The sequence below is a fragment of the Pseudophaeobacter sp. genome (assembly GCF_039971195.1).
Taxonomy (GTDB): Bacteria; Pseudomonadota; Alphaproteobacteria; order Rhodobacterales; family Rhodobacteraceae; genus Pseudophaeobacter.
In genome coordinates this window covers 12,776-28,194 of the sequence record NZ_JBDWPJ010000060.1, presented here as the reverse complement: position 1 = coordinate 28,194, position 15,419 = coordinate 12,776, and the positions used below count along the sequence as shown (strand labels likewise).

The 15,419-nt window shown below is 60.4% G+C and carries 13 protein-coding genes; 8 read left to right on the top strand and 5 right to left on the bottom strand.

Going from position 1 to position 15,419, the window contains the following annotated elements; all coding sequences use genetic code 11:
• Window positions 1–457 (top strand): FAD-dependent monooxygenase (locus tag ABJP42_RS05220; RefSeq protein WP_348338992.1); only part of this gene is annotated, 457 nt, incomplete at its 5' end.
• Window positions 458–715: 258 nt separating this feature from the next.
• Here ABJP42_RS05220 and glpK read toward each other — a convergent pair.
• From glpK to panB, 3 genes are all read right to left on the bottom strand, one after another.
• Window positions 716–2,200, bottom strand: a complete 1,485-nt coding sequence (glpK, locus tag ABJP42_RS05215; protein WP_348338990.1) for a glycerol kinase GlpK — start codon at window positions 2,198–2,200, stop codon at window positions 716–718.
• Window positions 2,201–2,293: 93 nt separating this feature from the next.
• Window positions 2,294–3,136 (bottom strand): pantoate--beta-alanine ligase, encoded by an 843-nt coding sequence (gene panC, locus ABJP42_RS05210; RefSeq protein ID WP_348338988.1) that lies wholly within the window; start codon window positions 3,134–3,136, stop codon window positions 2,294–2,296.
• Between the two features lie 8 nt (window positions 3,137–3,144).
• The gene (panB, locus tag ABJP42_RS05205) at window positions 3,145–3,975 is read right to left on the bottom strand and encodes a 3-methyl-2-oxobutanoate hydroxymethyltransferase (RefSeq protein ID WP_348338986.1); all 831 of its coding nucleotides are present in this window, start codon (window positions 3,973–3,975) and stop codon (window positions 3,145–3,147) included.
• A gap of 163 nt (window positions 3,976–4,138) precedes the next feature.
• On the opposite strand from panB, the gene ABJP42_RS05200 reads away from it, so the two are divergent.
• From ABJP42_RS05200 to ABJP42_RS05170, 7 genes are all read left to right on the top strand, one after another.
• Entirely contained in the window at window positions 4,139–5,617 is a 1,479-nt protein-coding gene (locus ABJP42_RS05200; RefSeq protein WP_348338984.1) for an ABC transporter substrate-binding protein, read from the top strand.
• 71 nt (window positions 5,618–5,688) lie between these two features.
• Window positions 5,689–6,105 (top strand): (R)-mandelonitrile lyase, encoded by a 417-nt coding sequence (locus ABJP42_RS05195; RefSeq protein ID WP_348338982.1) that lies wholly within the window; start codon window positions 5,689–5,691, stop codon window positions 6,103–6,105.
• 5 nt (window positions 6,106–6,110) lie between these two features.
• On the top strand, window positions 6,111–7,058 hold the full coding sequence (locus ABJP42_RS05190; RefSeq protein ID WP_348338980.1) for an ABC transporter permease: 948 nt from the start codon (window positions 6,111–6,113) through the stop codon (window positions 7,056–7,058).
• 130 nt (window positions 7,059–7,188) lie between these two features.
• Window positions 7,189–8,001: an ABC transporter permease gene (locus ABJP42_RS05185; protein WP_348338978.1), complete on the top strand. Its 813-nt coding sequence runs from the start codon at window positions 7,189–7,191 to the stop codon at window positions 7,999–8,001.
• Entirely contained in the window at window positions 8,001–9,593 is a 1,593-nt protein-coding gene (locus ABJP42_RS05180; protein WP_348338977.1) for an ABC transporter ATP-binding protein, read from the top strand. Before ABJP42_RS05185 ends, ABJP42_RS05180 begins: the two co-directional genes overlap by 1 nt.
• Window positions 9,593–10,063, top strand: coding sequence for a GNAT family N-acetyltransferase (locus ABJP42_RS05175; RefSeq protein WP_490363188.1), 471 nt, complete (start codon window positions 9,593–9,595; stop codon window positions 10,061–10,063). The genes ABJP42_RS05180 and ABJP42_RS05175 overlap by 1 nt, the downstream gene beginning before the upstream one ends.
• On the top strand, window positions 10,056–11,528 hold the full coding sequence (locus tag ABJP42_RS05170; RefSeq protein WP_348338973.1) for an aldehyde dehydrogenase family protein: 1,473 nt from the start codon (window positions 10,056–10,058) through the stop codon (window positions 11,526–11,528). Before ABJP42_RS05175 ends, ABJP42_RS05170 begins: the two co-directional genes overlap by 8 nt.
• A 201-nt stretch (window positions 11,529–11,729) precedes the next feature.
• On the opposite strand, the gene pncB is transcribed toward ABJP42_RS05170, so the two are convergent.
• Entirely contained in the window at window positions 11,730–13,019 is a 1,290-nt protein-coding gene (gene pncB, locus ABJP42_RS05165) for a nicotinate phosphoribosyltransferase (protein WP_348338971.1), read from the bottom strand.
• Window positions 13,020–13,099: 80 nt separating this feature from the next.
• Window positions 13,100–15,373, bottom strand: coding sequence for a PAS domain-containing hybrid sensor histidine kinase/response regulator (locus tag ABJP42_RS05160; RefSeq protein ID WP_348338969.1), 2,274 nt, complete (start codon window positions 15,371–15,373; stop codon window positions 13,100–13,102).
• Between the last annotated feature and the right edge of the window lie 46 nt (window positions 15,374–15,419).

Genomic DNA, 15,419 nt, shown 5'->3' with positions numbered 1-15,419 from the left:
CCGCGGGGCAGAGCTGGTCTATGAATATCCGATGGTGGACCGGGACCCACTGCCACAGTGGCGTGATGGCTCTGTCACCCTGATGGGGGATGCCGCACATCCGACCTATCCGGTGGGATCAAACGGCGCCAGCCAGGCCATTATCGATGCCCGCGTCATTGGCGCCCAGTTGCTGGCCCTTGGCACCACCCCCGCCGCGTTGCAGGCCTATGAGGATGAGATCCGCCCCATCGCAACCGGGATTGGCCAGACCAACCGCGCTGGCAAGGGCCCCGATGCGGTGTTGCAGCGGGTCGAGGACCTCTGCGGTGGCGATTTCTCCAGCATCGAAGAGGTGATCCCAAAGGCGGAACTTGCGGCCCATGCCGCGCGTTACAAATCGATCGCAGGATTTTCGATCGAGGCGCTGAATGCCCGCCCCGCGACCATCATGCCCGGTGCGCGCCTGGCCCCTTGAGGTAGCGCTCCCGCCCGTCTCGGAGCAATCAAAGATTGTTTCCTCCCCCGTTGGGCCCGGCGCCGTGCTGCCGCACGGCCTGCGCCTGCTCGCCCCCTTTGACCTAGGATGCAACCGCGCCGCGCAATAGCGCGGCCCCGGGCCCAAGGCCGCCAAGGTCATGCGGCGTCAGCCGATGACCTGCGGGGGCGGGAGCCCGGCGCTGATCCTGGGAGAGCCCTTAGTTGTGGGTCGCGCCCATGGCAGCGCAGAATTTATTCAAACACCAATGACAGCCTGAACCGCGCGTTGCCAACGCGCATAGGCCGCTTCGCGCCGCTCTGGTTCCAGCTGAGGCGTGAACTGGTGGTCCAGCGCCCAGGTCGCCGCGAACCCGGCCTGATCCGGGTAGAGCCCAGCCTGCATGCCAGCAAGCCAGCCAGCACCAAGCGCAGTGGTCTCTTGCATCTTGGGACGGTCTACAGCGGCCCCCAGAAGGTCAGACAGGCTCTGCATGGTCCAGTCACTGGCGCTCATGCCGCCGTCCACCCGCAGGGTGACATGCGTCTTCGCTGGCCAATCCGCTCGCATCGCCTCCCACAGGTCTCGTGTCTGATAGGCGACGCTTTGCAGCGCCGCCCGCGCCATCTCAGCCGGGCCAGAGCCACGGGTCAGGCCAAAGACCGCACCGCGACAGTCCGGCTGCCAATAGGGGGCGCCGAGGCCGGTAAAGGCCGGCACCAAAAGCACATCCTGCTCCGGATCCGCCTGCCGCGCCAGCGCCCCTGACTGCGAGGCTGCCTCAATGACACCCAGGCCATCGCGCAGCCATTGCACTGCGGCACCGGCGATAAAGATCGAGCCTTCCAGCGCATAGACCGGCTTGCCCTCCAGCTGATAGGCCACGGTGGTCAGCAGGCGATTGTTCGAGGTCACCGGGGTCTCGCCGGTGTTCAACAGGGCAAAACAGCCGGTGCCATATGTTGATTTCATCATTCCCGGCTCAAAACAGGCCTGGCCGATCGTCGCTGCCTGTTGATCGCCCGCAACACCCAGAATGGGAACGGGGACGCCGAGGATCTCCGGCAGGGTCATGCCAAATTCAGCAGCGCAATCCTTAACCTCGGGCAGCATTTGCATCGGCACATCCAGTGCCTGACAGATCTCAGCGCTCCAGGTGCCCGCGCGAATATCATAGAGCATGGTGCGCGAGGCATTGGTGGCATCCGTCACATGCGAGGCCCCGCCGGTCAGGCGCCAGATCAGGAAACTGTCGATGGTGCCAAACAGCAGCTCTCCGGCCTCGGCGCGGCTCCGCGAGCCAGCCTCCTGATCCAAAATCCAGCGCACCTTGGTGCCGGAAAAATAGGGATCCAGCAGCAGGCCTGTCTTGTGACGGATCATCTCCTCATGGCCAGCAGCACGCAGGCCTTCACAGATCTCGACGGTACGGCGGTCCTGCCAGACGATGGCCCTGTGGATGGGCTTGCCACCGGCCTTCTCCCACACCGCGGTGGTTTCGCGCTGGTTGGTGATGCCGATGCCCGCCAGATCTGCAGCCTCGATCCCCTGCTCCGCCAGCACCTGGCGGCAGGTCGCAACCACGCTGTCCCAGACCTCTTCGAGATCATGTTCCACCCAACCCGCCTTGGGAAAGTATTGCGGGAACTCCTGCTGCGCCGTGCCAACGGCCTGCATATCCGCGTCAAACAACACCGCCCGTGTTGACGTGGTGCCCTGGTCGATTGCCAGAATATATTTCATGTCCCGCCCCTGTGATGGATCTCCTCAGGGCGAGACTTTAGCCGCTAGATGTTACCGCTGCCAGTCCTTACTAAAGGCTTAGTTCAAAAACCCTCAGACGGCGATATTGTCAATGAGCCGAACTCCCTCGAGCCAGGCCGCCACAAACAGCCGCGCCGGGCGGTCCGCCCGTGGCAAAGCCGTAAGATCCTCGGCGCAACAGAGCGAGAGATATTCCACCTCGTCAAACCCTGCCGCCAGGATCGCAGCCTCGGCCGCTTTGCCCAAAGGGACAAAAATATCACCCCCAGCAAGCCTCGTTGCCAGTTCGGTCAGGATAGGATGCAGCGCACCTGCTGTCTCTAGCCCAGTGGCGGAGAGGCGCATATTGCGCGACGACATCGCCAGCCCCGAGGTTTCGCGCACGGTCGGGCAGCCAATGACCTCAATCGGAATATCCAGATCCCGCGCCATGCGCCGCACCACCAAAAGCTGCTGATAGTCCTTCTCACCAAAAAACGCCTGCTGCGCCCCGGTTTGTAAAAACAGTTTGGCCACCACTGTGGCAACCCCGTCAAAATGCCCCGGACGACAGGCGCCCTCCATCTGATCGGCCACCCCGGCCACGGAAACTGTGCTGGCAAATCCTTCCGGGTAGATCTGATCCGGATCCGGCACGTAGATCACATCAACACCGTAGGGAGCCAGTTTGATGGCATCCTCATGTTCGGTACGCGGATAATTGGCCAGATCCTCCGGGTTGTTGAACTGCTTTGGATTGACAAAGATCGTCACGATGACCCGATCGCAGGCCAGTTTGGCGGCCTCGACCAGGGACAAATGGCCTGCGTGTAATGCCCCCATGGTGGGCACCACGGCGACACGCTCGCCGGCGCGGATCCAGTCTCTATGTTTTGCCCGCAGCTCGGCAAGGCGGCGAAGTATCGGAGCACTCATGGCAGCGGTCACTTTTTGGATGGGGTCTGATCGGCAAAGACGTGTTCCGCAGCCGGAAAGGCGCGGGCGCGCACCTCAGCGGCATAGGCGGCGATTGCGGCCTCTGCATCGGTACCGAGGTTGCCATAGCGTTTGACGAACTTGGGCTTGAAGGCGGTGAACAGCCCCAGCATGTCATCAACCACCAGGATCTGCCCATCGCAACCCGCGGAGGCACCAATGCCGATGGTTGGGATCGCCACAGCACCGGTGATTTCATCTGCCAGTCCCTGTGGCACTTTCTCCAGCACCACGGCAAAGGCACCGGCCTCGGCCACGGCCTGTGCGCCTGCCAGAACGGCAGCGCCAGCCGCATCGCGGCCCTGAACCTTGTAGCCGCCCAGCGTGTTGATCGATTGCGGCGTCAGCCCCAGATGCGCCATCACCGGGATGCCACGCTCGACCAGAAATTGGATGGTCGGCGCCATCTCGACTCCGCCCTCCAGCTTGACCGCAGCGGCATTGGTTTCCCGCATCAGGCGGGCGGCATTGCGAAAGGCCTGTTCGGGGCTTTCCTCGTACGACCCAAAGGGCATGTCGATCACCAGCATGGCATGGGAGAGCCCCCGCGCCACTGCCGCCCCATGCAGAATCATCATCTCCATGGTGACGCCCAGCGTCGATGGCAGCCCGTGCAACACCATCCCGACGCTGTCACCGACTAAAATAAAGTCGCAATGCGGATCCATCATCTGGGCCATCGGTGTGGTATAAGCAGTCAGGCTGACAATTGGCGTTTTGCCCTTTTGGGCAAGGATATCGCCGGCAGTAACGGCCGAGGTTTTTGAGTTCGCGCTCATGGTTTCCCCTGGGTTTGTACGGGTTGCGCACGCCTAGCAACTAACGCCGCGTGCTTCCAGAGGGCGAAATGTCTCGCAGCCCTTGATTACCCAGCGGAAAACGGGAAACCTTGGCTTTAAAGCCCCGGCAACAGGGGATCAAACGCAACTAGGGAATTGAGAAATGACATTCAGATCAATTGTTTTTGCCGCCAGTTCAACGCTGGCTTTGATGGCCGGTGCTGCTTTTGCCAAGGATTCCGTCACCATTGGCCTGCAGCTGGAGCCGCCTCATCTTGACCCGACCAGCGCTGCGGCCGGGGCGATTGATCAGGTGCTCTACTCCAATGTCTTTGAAGGTCTGACCCGGTTTATGGGCGATGGATCCGTGGTGCCGGGCCTCGCCAAAAGCTGGGAGATCTCTGAAGATGGCCTCAGCTATACCTTCCATCTGAACGAAGGCGTCACCTTCCATGATGGCAGCACCATGGATGCAGAGGATGTCAAATTCTCGCTCGACCGCGCCCGCGCCGAGGACAGCACCAATGCGCAAAAAGCGCTCTATGCCGATATCGCCAGTGTCGATGTTGTGGATGCCGCCACGGTCAAGGTGACCCTGAGCAAGCCCAACGGCAATATGCTGTTCAACCTCGCCTGGGGGGATGCGGTGATTGTTGCCCCCGAAAGCATCGATGACATCAAAACCACGCCCATCGGTACCGGCGCCTTCAAATTTGCCAACTGGGTCCAGGGCGATCGTATCACCCTGGAAAAGAACGCTGACTACTGGGGCACGCCGGCGGTGCTCAACAGCGCCACCTTCAAATTCATCTCGGATCCGACGGCGGCCTTTGCTGCTGTGATGGCGGAAGACGTCGATGCCTTTGCCGGCTTCCCGGCGCCAGAGAACCTGCCGCAGTTTGACGCCGATCCGCGCTTTCAGGTTCTGGTTGGCTCGACCGAGGGGGAAACCATCCTGTCGACCAACAACAAACAGGCGCCTTTTGATGACGTCCGCGTGCGCAAGGCGTTGGCTCATGCCATCAACCGTCAGGCCATCATTGATGGCGCGATGTTTGGCTATGGCACCCCTATTGGCACCCATTTTGCGCCGCATAACCCTGCCTATACCGATCTGACCGGTAACTCTGCCTATGATCCAGAGCAGGCCAAGGCGCTGCTCGCTGAGGCCGGTCTGGCGGATGGGTTTGCCACCACCCTGCACCTGCCGCCCCCCTCCTATGCCCGTCGCGGTGGTGAGATCATCGCCGCCCAGCTGGCCAAGGTTGGCATCAAGGCCGAGATCATCAATGTGGAATGGGCCCAGTGGCTGGAAACCGTGTTCCGTGGCAAGGATTTTGGCCTGACCATCGTCAGCCATACCGAGCCGATGGATATCGGCATCTATGCCCGTCCTGATTACTACTTCCAGTATGACAACCCTGAGTTCCAGGAGCTGATGACCACGCTGAACGGCACCACTGACCCGGATCAGCGCATGGCGATGCTGAAGCAGGCACAGGAAACCATCGCAAATGACTATGTGAATGGCTACCTGTTCCAGCTGGCTTCGCTCGGCGTGGCAAAGGCCGATCTGCAGGGGCTTTGGGCCAATGCGCCAACCCAGGCCACCGACCTGACCGCCGTCAGCTGGGCTGACTAAGCGCTTCGACCTTTTGCCGGGCGCTGCACTGCTGGCGCCCGGCAGGTGATACTCTTTTCAGGACAAGACCGATGATTGATCTTTACCCGGCCGGCAGCCGCCCCAGCCGCAAAGCCCCAGAGCAGTGGTTCACCGGCGAGGTCTGGATGGATCCGATCATCACCGCCCCTGCCCCCGCCCGCATCAATGCCCTGCGCGTCAGCTTTGCCCCTGGTGCCCGCACCGCATGGCATACTCACCCGCTGGGCCAGACATTGAACATCCTGAGCGGGGTTGGCCTCATTGGTTTGCGCGATGAGCCCCCACGTGAAATGCATTCCGGCGATACCATCTGGATTCCGCCGGGGGTGGAACACTGGCACGGCGCCGCAGCTGAAACCGGCATGGTGCATCTGGCCTTGCAGGAAGAGGTTGAGGGCTCTGCCGCCGATTGGCTGGAACATGTGAGCGACGCCGATTACCTGCGCAGCACAGAGAAAAGCGCCTGACGCCCATGCTACGCTATGCTCTGAAACGCGGGTTGTCGCTGGTGATCAGCCTCGCGGTCGCCTCGCTGGTGATCTTCTTTGTCATCGAAATTGCCCCGGGCGATCCCGCCTCCTTCATGCTCGGCATCAATGCCGAACCCGATACTGTTGCCGCGCTGCGCGCTGAACTTGGCCTGGATCAGGGCAAGCTGCAGCGTTACGTCGCCTGGGTTGGCGGGTTGCTGACGGGTGACTTTGGCATGTCCTATACCTATCGCACGCCCGTGGCCGGGATGATTGCCGATCGGCTCTGGGTCTCGCTGCCGCTGGCGCTATATGCGCTGGCGCTGTCGACACTGATCGCCTTTCCTGCCGGAATCTATGCCGCCGCCCGTCGGGGTAAGGCGGGCGACATGGCGGTGATGGGGGCCACCCAACTGGGCGTTGCGGTGCCCAACTTCTGGTTTGCCATGATCCTGGTGCTGATCTTTGCCATCAATCTGCGCTGGTTTGGCGCCGGGGGCTTTGCCGGTTGGGACGAAGGGCTTGGCGCCGCCCTGCATTCGCTCACCCTGCCCGCCATCGCCCTGGCGTTGCCACAGGCGGCGATTCTGGCCCGGGTCATGCGTTCATCGCTGCTGGATATCCTTGGTGAGGACTTCATGCGCACGGCCCGCGCCAAGGGGCTGACCCGCCGTCAGGCCCTTTGGCGCCATGGGCTCCGCAATGCAATGATCCCGGTGCTCACCATCATTGGCCTGCAATTCTCCTTCCTGCTGGCCGGCGCCATCATCATTGAACAGGTGTTTTTCCTGCCCGGTCTGGGACGGCTGGTGTTTCAGGCGATTTCCTCGCGCGATTTGATTGTGGTGGAATCGGTGGTGATGATCCTGGTTTTTGCGGTGATCACAGTGAATTTTCTGGTCGATCTTGCCTATGCGCTGGTCGACCCCCGGCTAAGGAGCCGCACATGATATCAGCCCCCTCTCTATGCCAGCTAGGGCAGTGCCAGACCCTGGGAGGGAGCCTTGCGCCCTCCCGTGGGGAGGATCGGGCGCGGCCCGGACTCACGTCCGGGCAAGACTATGTAGATAGGTGCCGCACATGAGCCGCAATCTGTTCCTCGGCGCGCTGCTCTCCTCTATCGTGGTTCTGGCTGCTTTGGTCTCTTTCATCTGGACGCCCTTTGACCATACGGCGATGAATATCCCGGCCAAGCTGCAACAGCCCAATGGCACCCATTGGCTTGGCACAGATCACTTTGGCCGCGATATCTTCTCGATGATCATGGTTGGCGCCCGTACCTCTATTGCGGTGGCGCTGGTGGCCGTGGGCATCGGCATGGGGCTGGGCGTGCCGCTGGGGCTGGCCGCCGCCGCCAACAAGGGCAGTTGGTTGGACGAGGGCATCATGCGGGCCAATGACCTGGTCTTTGCCTTCCCCTCGCTGGTGATTGCCATCCTGATCACCGCCATCTTTGGTGCCGGCGCCGTGAACGCCATCGCCGCCATCGGTATCTTCAACATCCCCGTCTTTGCCCGCATCACCCGTGGTGCGGCCCTGTCGCTGTGGGAGCGCGAGTTTATCCTCGCCGCACGGGTCGCCGGCAAGGGAGCGGCGCGAATTTCGGCGGAACATATCCTGCCCAATGTCGCCAACCTGCTGATCGTGCAGGGCACCATCCAGTTTTCGCTGGGTATTCTGGCAGAGGCCGGGCTGTCCTATGTGGGCCTTGGTGCCCAACCCCCCACCCCCAGTTGGGGGCGGATGTTGGCAGATGCCCAGACCATGGTCAGCTTTGCGCCGCATCTGGCGCTCATTCCCGGCTCTGCCATCGTGATCACCGTTCTGGGGCTCAATCTGATGGGCGATGGCCTGCGTGACTGGCTGGATCCCAAACTGAGGCTGGCGCGTTGATGACCTTGCTTGATATCACCAAACTCTCGCTGAAAATCGGCCATGTTGAGATCCTCAAAGAGGTCTCGCTCTCGGTTGCCCCCGGCGAGATTGTCGCCATCACCGGCGAGAGTGGCTCTGGCAAATCCATGACCGCCTTCTCGGTCATGGGGCTACTGCCAGAAACCGCCAAAGCCTCGGGCACGATCAGCCTTTCTGGAATAGATCTGCTGGCGCAAAGCGAGGCGCAGATGTGTGCCTTGCGTGGCCAAAGCATTGGCATGGTGTTTCAGGAACCGATGACCGCATTAAACCCGGTGAAGACCATCGGAGATCAGGTGATGGAGACCATCCTGATCCACAAGGCAATGGCGCCAGATCAGGCCCGGGACCGCGCCCGCAAGTTGCTAGACCGCGTCGGCCTGCCCGCCGATCGTTTTCCGCTCAGCCGGTTTCCGCATGAACTATCCGGCGGCCAACGGCAGCGAGTGGTGATCGCCATGGCCATCGCCCTGCGCCCCAGGTTGCTGATCGCGGATGAGCCGACAACGGCGCTGGATGTGACCACCCAGGCGCAGATCCTTGACCTGCTGCGCGATCTGGTGCGCGAATTTGACATGGGGCTGATGATCATCACCCATGACCTGGCTGTGGTGGCCGAGCTGGCAGACCGCATCGTGGTCATGCGCCACGGGGATGTGGTCGAAACCGGCGCGACGCAGGAGCTTTTGCACAATATGCAGCACCCCTACACCAGGATGCTCTTTGCCGCCTCCAACCATCAGGTGACCCTGCCAGAACCGCCCGCCCCCAAACCCCTGTTGGAGGTCAAAGGCGCAGTGCGCGACTACGCCCTGCCGCGCGAAGCGCTCTTTGCCAAGCCCAAGCATTTTCGCGCCGTCAGGGATGTCTCCTTTACCCTCTATCGCGGCGAACGTCTGGGACTGGTGGGGGAATCCGGCTGCGGAAAATCGACCCTAACGCGGGCCATTCTGGGGCTGGAGCCGCTTCAGGGCGGTGAGATCCTTTTGGATGGAATCCCCATCACCACCACGCAAAACCCCGAGATCCGCCGCCGTATGCAGGTGGTATTCCAAGACCCCTTTGGCAGCTTCAACCCGCGCCACCGGGTGGACCGGCTGGTGACCGAACCCTTCTACACCCTACCCGATCCCCCTAAAGGCTCCACCCGCAGCGATCTCATTGCTGAGACCCTACGCGCTGTGGGGCTGCAGCCAGAAGACGCGCAGAAATACGTGCATCAGTTCTCGGGAGGCCAGCGCCAACGCATCGCCATTGCCCGCGCCCTGATCACCCGGCCCGAATTGATCCTGTTTGACGAGGCCGTCTCGGCGCTGGATGTCTCGGTCCGGGCGCAGATCCTGGATCTGCTGGCGGAGCTTTGCGACTCCTATGGCCTCAGCTATCTGTTCATCAGCCATGATCTGAGCGTGGTGCGCACCATCACCGATCGCTGTCTGGTGATGCAAAAGGGAGAGATCGTTGAAGCCGCGCCAACAGAAGAAATCTTTGCCGCGCCAAAGCACCCCTATACCCGTGCGCTGATCGCCGCTGCACCACAACTGCCCGACATCACTGTAGGGGCCGCGTGATGGTCTCGCTCTCTTTGATCCTGCGGCGCGAGCAAACCATCTTTGCCTCGGTGCTCGCCCCCTATTTCAACGAGGTCGCCCCCGGCACCGCCATAGATCCGGTGAAACGGTCTGAGCAGATGCTGAACCGCCGGGACGTTACTGCTTTCTGGATCCATCACGAACAGGCTCGCATCGGTTTTGCCCTGGTGTTGAACCTGCCTGACGACCGGCGCGAGCTGTCAGAGTTTCTCATTGTGCCGCAGTATCGCCGTCAAGGGCTGGGGCGCGAAGCCGCCAGCCTGATCCTGCAGGAATTCCCCGGACGCTGGCGCATGGGCATATCCAAAGACTCCCCCCAAGCCGCTGGCTTTTGGGGCACCTGTCTCAGCCTGGTGCCCGGCCTCAGCGCCCTTCAGACCGGCGCGCCTTTCACCGACCATCAGATCAAAAGCTACACATTCGATATCGCAGGACCCGACAATGCCTAAACCACAGACCGCAAACGCAAACCCGATTTGGTTCGACCCGAGCCTCTGCCTGATTGGCGGCAGCTGGCAGCCCGCTGCCAGCGGCGAAACACTGCCCCTGGTGGACCCATCTGATGGCAGCGATCTTTGCCAGATCGCCCGCGGTGGCATTGCAGATATCGATGCAGCCGTACAGGCCGCCGAGGCGGCACTGACAGGGGAATGGGGGGCGATGGCAGCACTAGAGCGCGGCCGCATCCTCACCCGCATCGGACAATTGGTGCTGGAGCGGGTAGAGGAACTCGCAGCGCTGGAAGTACGTGACGTTGGCAAGCCTCTGACCCAGGCAAGGGCCGATGCTGTGGCCCTGGCGCGCTACTGCGAATTCTACGGTGGCGCCGCCGACAAGGTGCATGGCGAGACCATTCCCTACCTTGATGGCTATACCGTCTACACCCTGCGTGAACCCCATGGGGTAACCGGCCATATCGTGCCCTGGAACTATCCAATGCAGATCATTGGCCGTTCGGTTGGCGCGGCGCTGACCATGGGCAATGCCTGTGTTTTGAAACCCGCCGAAGAGGCCTGCCTCACCGCGCTGGCCTTTGCCCATATCGCTCAGGAGGCCGGGCTGCCTGCCGGGGCGTTGAACGTGGTGCCAGGCATTGGCGCCGAGGCCGGCGCCGCCCTGACTTCCCATCGCGGCGTGCATCACATTTCCTTCACCGGCTCCGTCGCCACCGGCGCGCTAGTTCAGCAGTCAGCTGGCAAGAACGTGGTGCCTGTAACACTGGAGCTTGGCGGAAAATCCCCACAGCTGGTGTTCGACGATGCAGACCTCGATGCGGCGCTGCCCTTTCTGGTCAATGCCGGCATTCAAAACGCCGGTCAGACCTGTTCTGCCTCCTCGCGCATTCTGGTGCAGCGCGGGCTTTATAACGCGGTGAAATCCCGCATGGCAGAGACCTATGAAGCCCTCACCGTTGGCCCCGCCGCCGAGGATCTGCGCCTTGGGCCGCTGATTTCAAATCGACAAAAACAACTGGTGGAGGGCTTCTTGCAAAAAGGCTCCGATCTGGAAATCGCCGCCCAGGGGCGCATTGTTGATGGCGCACCTGAAACCGGTGCCTATGTGCGCCCGACACTCTTTGCTGATGTGCCCGCCGACCATATCCTGGCGCAGCAAGAGATCTTTGGCCCGGTGCAGGTGCTGATCCCATTTGACACTGAAGATGAAGCCCTGGAGATCGCCAATTCCACCGAATTTGGCCTGGTTGCCAGCGTCTGGACCCGTGATGGCGCCCGGCAGATGCGATTGGCAAAAAAACTGCGCGCGGGGCAGGTGTTTTTGAACAATTACGGCGCAGGCGGTGGGGTGGAACTGCCCTTTGGTGGGGTAGGGAAATCCGGTCATGGGCGCGAAAAAGGCTTTGAGGCGCTTTATGGATTTTCCCAGTTCAAAACTGTGGCTGCACACCACGGCTGACTCAAGATAGGGGCTCTGCCCCCGGCCCTTTGGGCCTCCCCCGGGATATTTTTGGCCAAATGAAACGCTGATACTCCAACAGCACCGCTCTTGAATTTAACGCAAGGGGATCAGGCTGCCCCCCATCATCACCTTCTCCAAATATTCCCGCCGGAGGCATCACCGCGCGTAAGCGCGGTGAAAACAGGCACGACAGGATGACTAGACAACAACTTCGATGTGTTCCTGTTCGCCAACGCCAAAAACGCGTTTGTAGCGGCCAATCTCTTCCCTCGGACCCATCGCTTTTTCTGGGTTATCGGAAAGCTTGACCGTGGCGCGGCCATTGGCTGAAATCGCCTTGCAAACAAGAGAAAAGGGAGCCAATCCGTCCTTTGGCACCAGTCCTCGGAAGTCATTGGTCAGCAGGGTCCCCCAGCCAAAGGAAACCTTGGTCCGGCTGGCAAATTGCCGATGTAGTTCGGCGATCTTGTCGACATCCAGGCCGTCAGAAAAGATCACCCGCTTTTGCAATGGATCCTCGCCGCGCTCTTGCCACCATTTGATCGCCACCTCGGCGCCAGCGGCCGGATCGCCGCTGTCGATGCGGATCCCTGTCCAGCCCGCCAGCCAATCGGGGGCATGATCCAGAAAACCCTGGGTGCCATAGGTATCTGGCAAGATGATGCGCAGATTTCCCTCATGTTCGTCATGCCAATCCGACAAAACCTCATAAGGCGCCTGGGCCAGGGCCGCATCATCCGCCGCCAGGGCAGAATAGACCATTGGCAATTCATGGGCATTGGTGCCTATCGCCTCAACCTCGCGCCGCATGGCAATCAGGCAGTTGGAGGTGCCGGTGAACTTGCTCCCCAGCCCCTCACGCATCGCCTGCACGCACCAGTCCTGCCACAAGAACCCATGGCGGCGACGGGTGCCAAAATCGGCAATGCTGAGGCCGTCAATGTCGCGCAGGCGTTCGATTTTCTCCCAGACCCGTGTCATCGCGCGCGCATAAAGCACCTGCAGCTCAAACCGTCCCATGTCATTCAAAACCGCCCGCGAGCGCAGCTCCATCAGCACCGCCAGGGCCGAGATCTCCCAGAGCATGACCTCGTGCCATTTGCCCTCAAAGGTCAGCTCATATTGGTCGCCAACGCGCTCCAGATGGTATGCCGGCAGGCGCAGGTTTTCGAACCACTCCATAAAATCCGGGCGGAACATCTGGCGTTTGCCATAAAATGTATTGCCGCGCAGCCAGGTGCTTTCACCACGCGACAGCGACAAGGACCGGATGTGATCGAGCTGTTCGCGCAGCTCTCCCTCGTCAATCAGGCGGGCCAGTGGCACCGAAGTGGTGCGGTTGATCAGCGAGAATGTAACCTCTGTGTCCGGCTTGTTGCGGAACACCGATTGGCACATCAGCAATTTGTAAAAGTCCGTATCAATCAGTGATCGGATGATCGGGTCGATCTTCCATTTGTGATTGTAGACGCGGGTTGCAATATCCACCGGCGGCCTCATGCGATTTGGGTCATGTCTTGATAGGACAGGCAGCCGCCCCACGCAAGAAGATCACCCCAGACCGCGCCTCAGGCTCTGCGCTTGCGGATCAACGGATCACAATGGCTCGCCAAAACTTCCAGCAGCCTATTGCGATTGATCGGTTTGGTGACAAATTCATTCATCCCTGCCTCCAGGCAGGCAATGCGGTCTGTATCAAAGGCATTAGCTGTCAGGGCAATAATCACCGGCTGAGGCCCCTCGCGAGAGCGAATTATGCCAGTGGCTTCCAGCCCGTCCATCACCGGCATGCTGACATCCATCAGCACAATGTCCGGTTTGAACTGCTCCACCTTGTCCACCGCCTCGGCCCCATCATGAGCAAATTCCAACTCCAACGCGGTCCCTTTGAGGTATTTCTGGATCAACAACCGATTGACTCGGTTGTCTTCGGCCACCAAAAGCCGCAGCCCGGCGAGCTCTGTTGTACTGAGCTGACCCTCATTGCTCGTCTCCTCGGCGGCCTCGACGGTCTCGCTGCCCCCGCCCACGATCCCAAAGGGCATAGCCAGAGAAAAACAAGATCCTGCGCCCAGTTCCGAGCTGACAGTGATACGTCCGCCCATGGCCTCTGCCAGGCGTCGGGAAATTGCCAAGCCCAACCCGGAACCGCCAAAGCGACGACTGATGGCCGCATCAGCTTGTGAAAACCGTTCAAAAATATCCTTGAGCATGTCTTTTGGAATGCCAATTCCGGTGTCCACAACCGAGCAGTGTAGCATCACATCCCCGGCCCCCGCCGGTTCGACCTCCACCGAAACTTTGACCCGACCTTTTTCAGTAAATTTGATCGCATTGCCCACAAGGTTGATCAGAATTTGCCGCAGCCGGTGATCATCCCCGTGCAGGTGGCGCGGCAGGTCTGAATCGCGCTCAACAACCAGATCCAGGCCTTTGTTCTCTGCCTGAGTTTGCAGCAAGCGGGTGGTTTCGTCAAAACAACTGTGCAGATCAAAATCACAGGGGTTCAGCTCGATCTGCCCTGCGTCCAGCTTGGACAGGTCCAGAATATCGTTGATCAGTGCCAACAGGGTGCGGGCAGAGCTGAGGATGGTATCCGCATAGAGTTTCTGATCCCCATCCAGATCGGTTTCTTCCAGCAGCTGCGCCATACCTATGACCCCGTTCATCGGAGTGCGGATTTCATGGCTCATTGTGGCGAGAAAATCTGATTTGGCCCGGTTGCCCTCTTCGGCGGCAAGGCGGGCTTCGTCCAATTGCTGGGCGGCCTGTTTTGCAGCTGTGATATCGCGCTCAATGGCAATATAGGACATTGCACCGCCCTCACCGCTGGCAATAGGCACCTGATTGGTTTCAAACCAGATATCGCTGCCATCCTTGTGGCGGTTCAGGATCTCGACCCGAAACGGCTTTTCGGCGCGACGCCCTTCTTCGATTTCTCGGATCGCATCCGGGTTGGTATCCGAGTGGTTTAGCAAGATACCGGGGTTCTGCCCCAACGCCTCCTCAAAACGAAAGCCCGTCAACCTGGTGAAAGCCTCGTTTACCCATTGGATATTGGCATCCCGATCAACGATCAGAACACTGTCATTGGCGTGGCGCGCCACCAGGGCCAGCTTTTTGGCTTCGGCCTGCTGTTTAAGCAGGCGCTGATAGGCACCTTCCAGCTCTTGCTGCTGCAAGGCCTGCGTGAGGAAAAACCCGCGCGTGCGAGCAAAGCTGCGAATGACGAAGAGCACGTGCCAAATCAACGCCCCGTAGAGAATGAGCAACCCTGCCAGCTGGAGCTGAAAGCCCATTTGCTGCACGTCAACCACGCCTGAAGCCAAAACAATAATTGGTGCCAGTGCAAAAGGGGTGAGCCGCGCGATCGATGCGGGTTTGTGATAGGGAAACAGCAAACCTGCATTGATCGCCCCTCCTGCGAGCAAACCGGCCGTAAAAATCGGGTCGACCTGAACCTGTGCTCCGCCGCCAAAAAAGGCTTCAGACCAGAAAGGAGCTGCGGCGCCAATTGCAAAACCACATCCATGCACAAAGGCAGTGATCGTGCTCAAGAAACGCCATCGAGCCGAGGGATGACCTGCTAGAATTTGTCTACGGGCTGAACGCAGGCAAAGGCTGTCGATAAGCTCCACTGTAGCGGTGACCAAAAAGGCAATGTGCCCCGCCTGTGGGGACACGACTACCCAGAGGATCAGGGAGACCAGAACCAGAAAAGCCATGCGCGGCCAAAAGATCCGGATCTGGCCGCGGGTATAGCGCAGGAACAGCCCTTCCGAGCCATACCTTTCGTGGTGTTTGGCCAGCGGACCCTGCCCAGAGCTGCCTGTGGTGGTCATCTCAACTATTGCCTCCGCGCAATCCGCTCAACACATAGCCAATCCA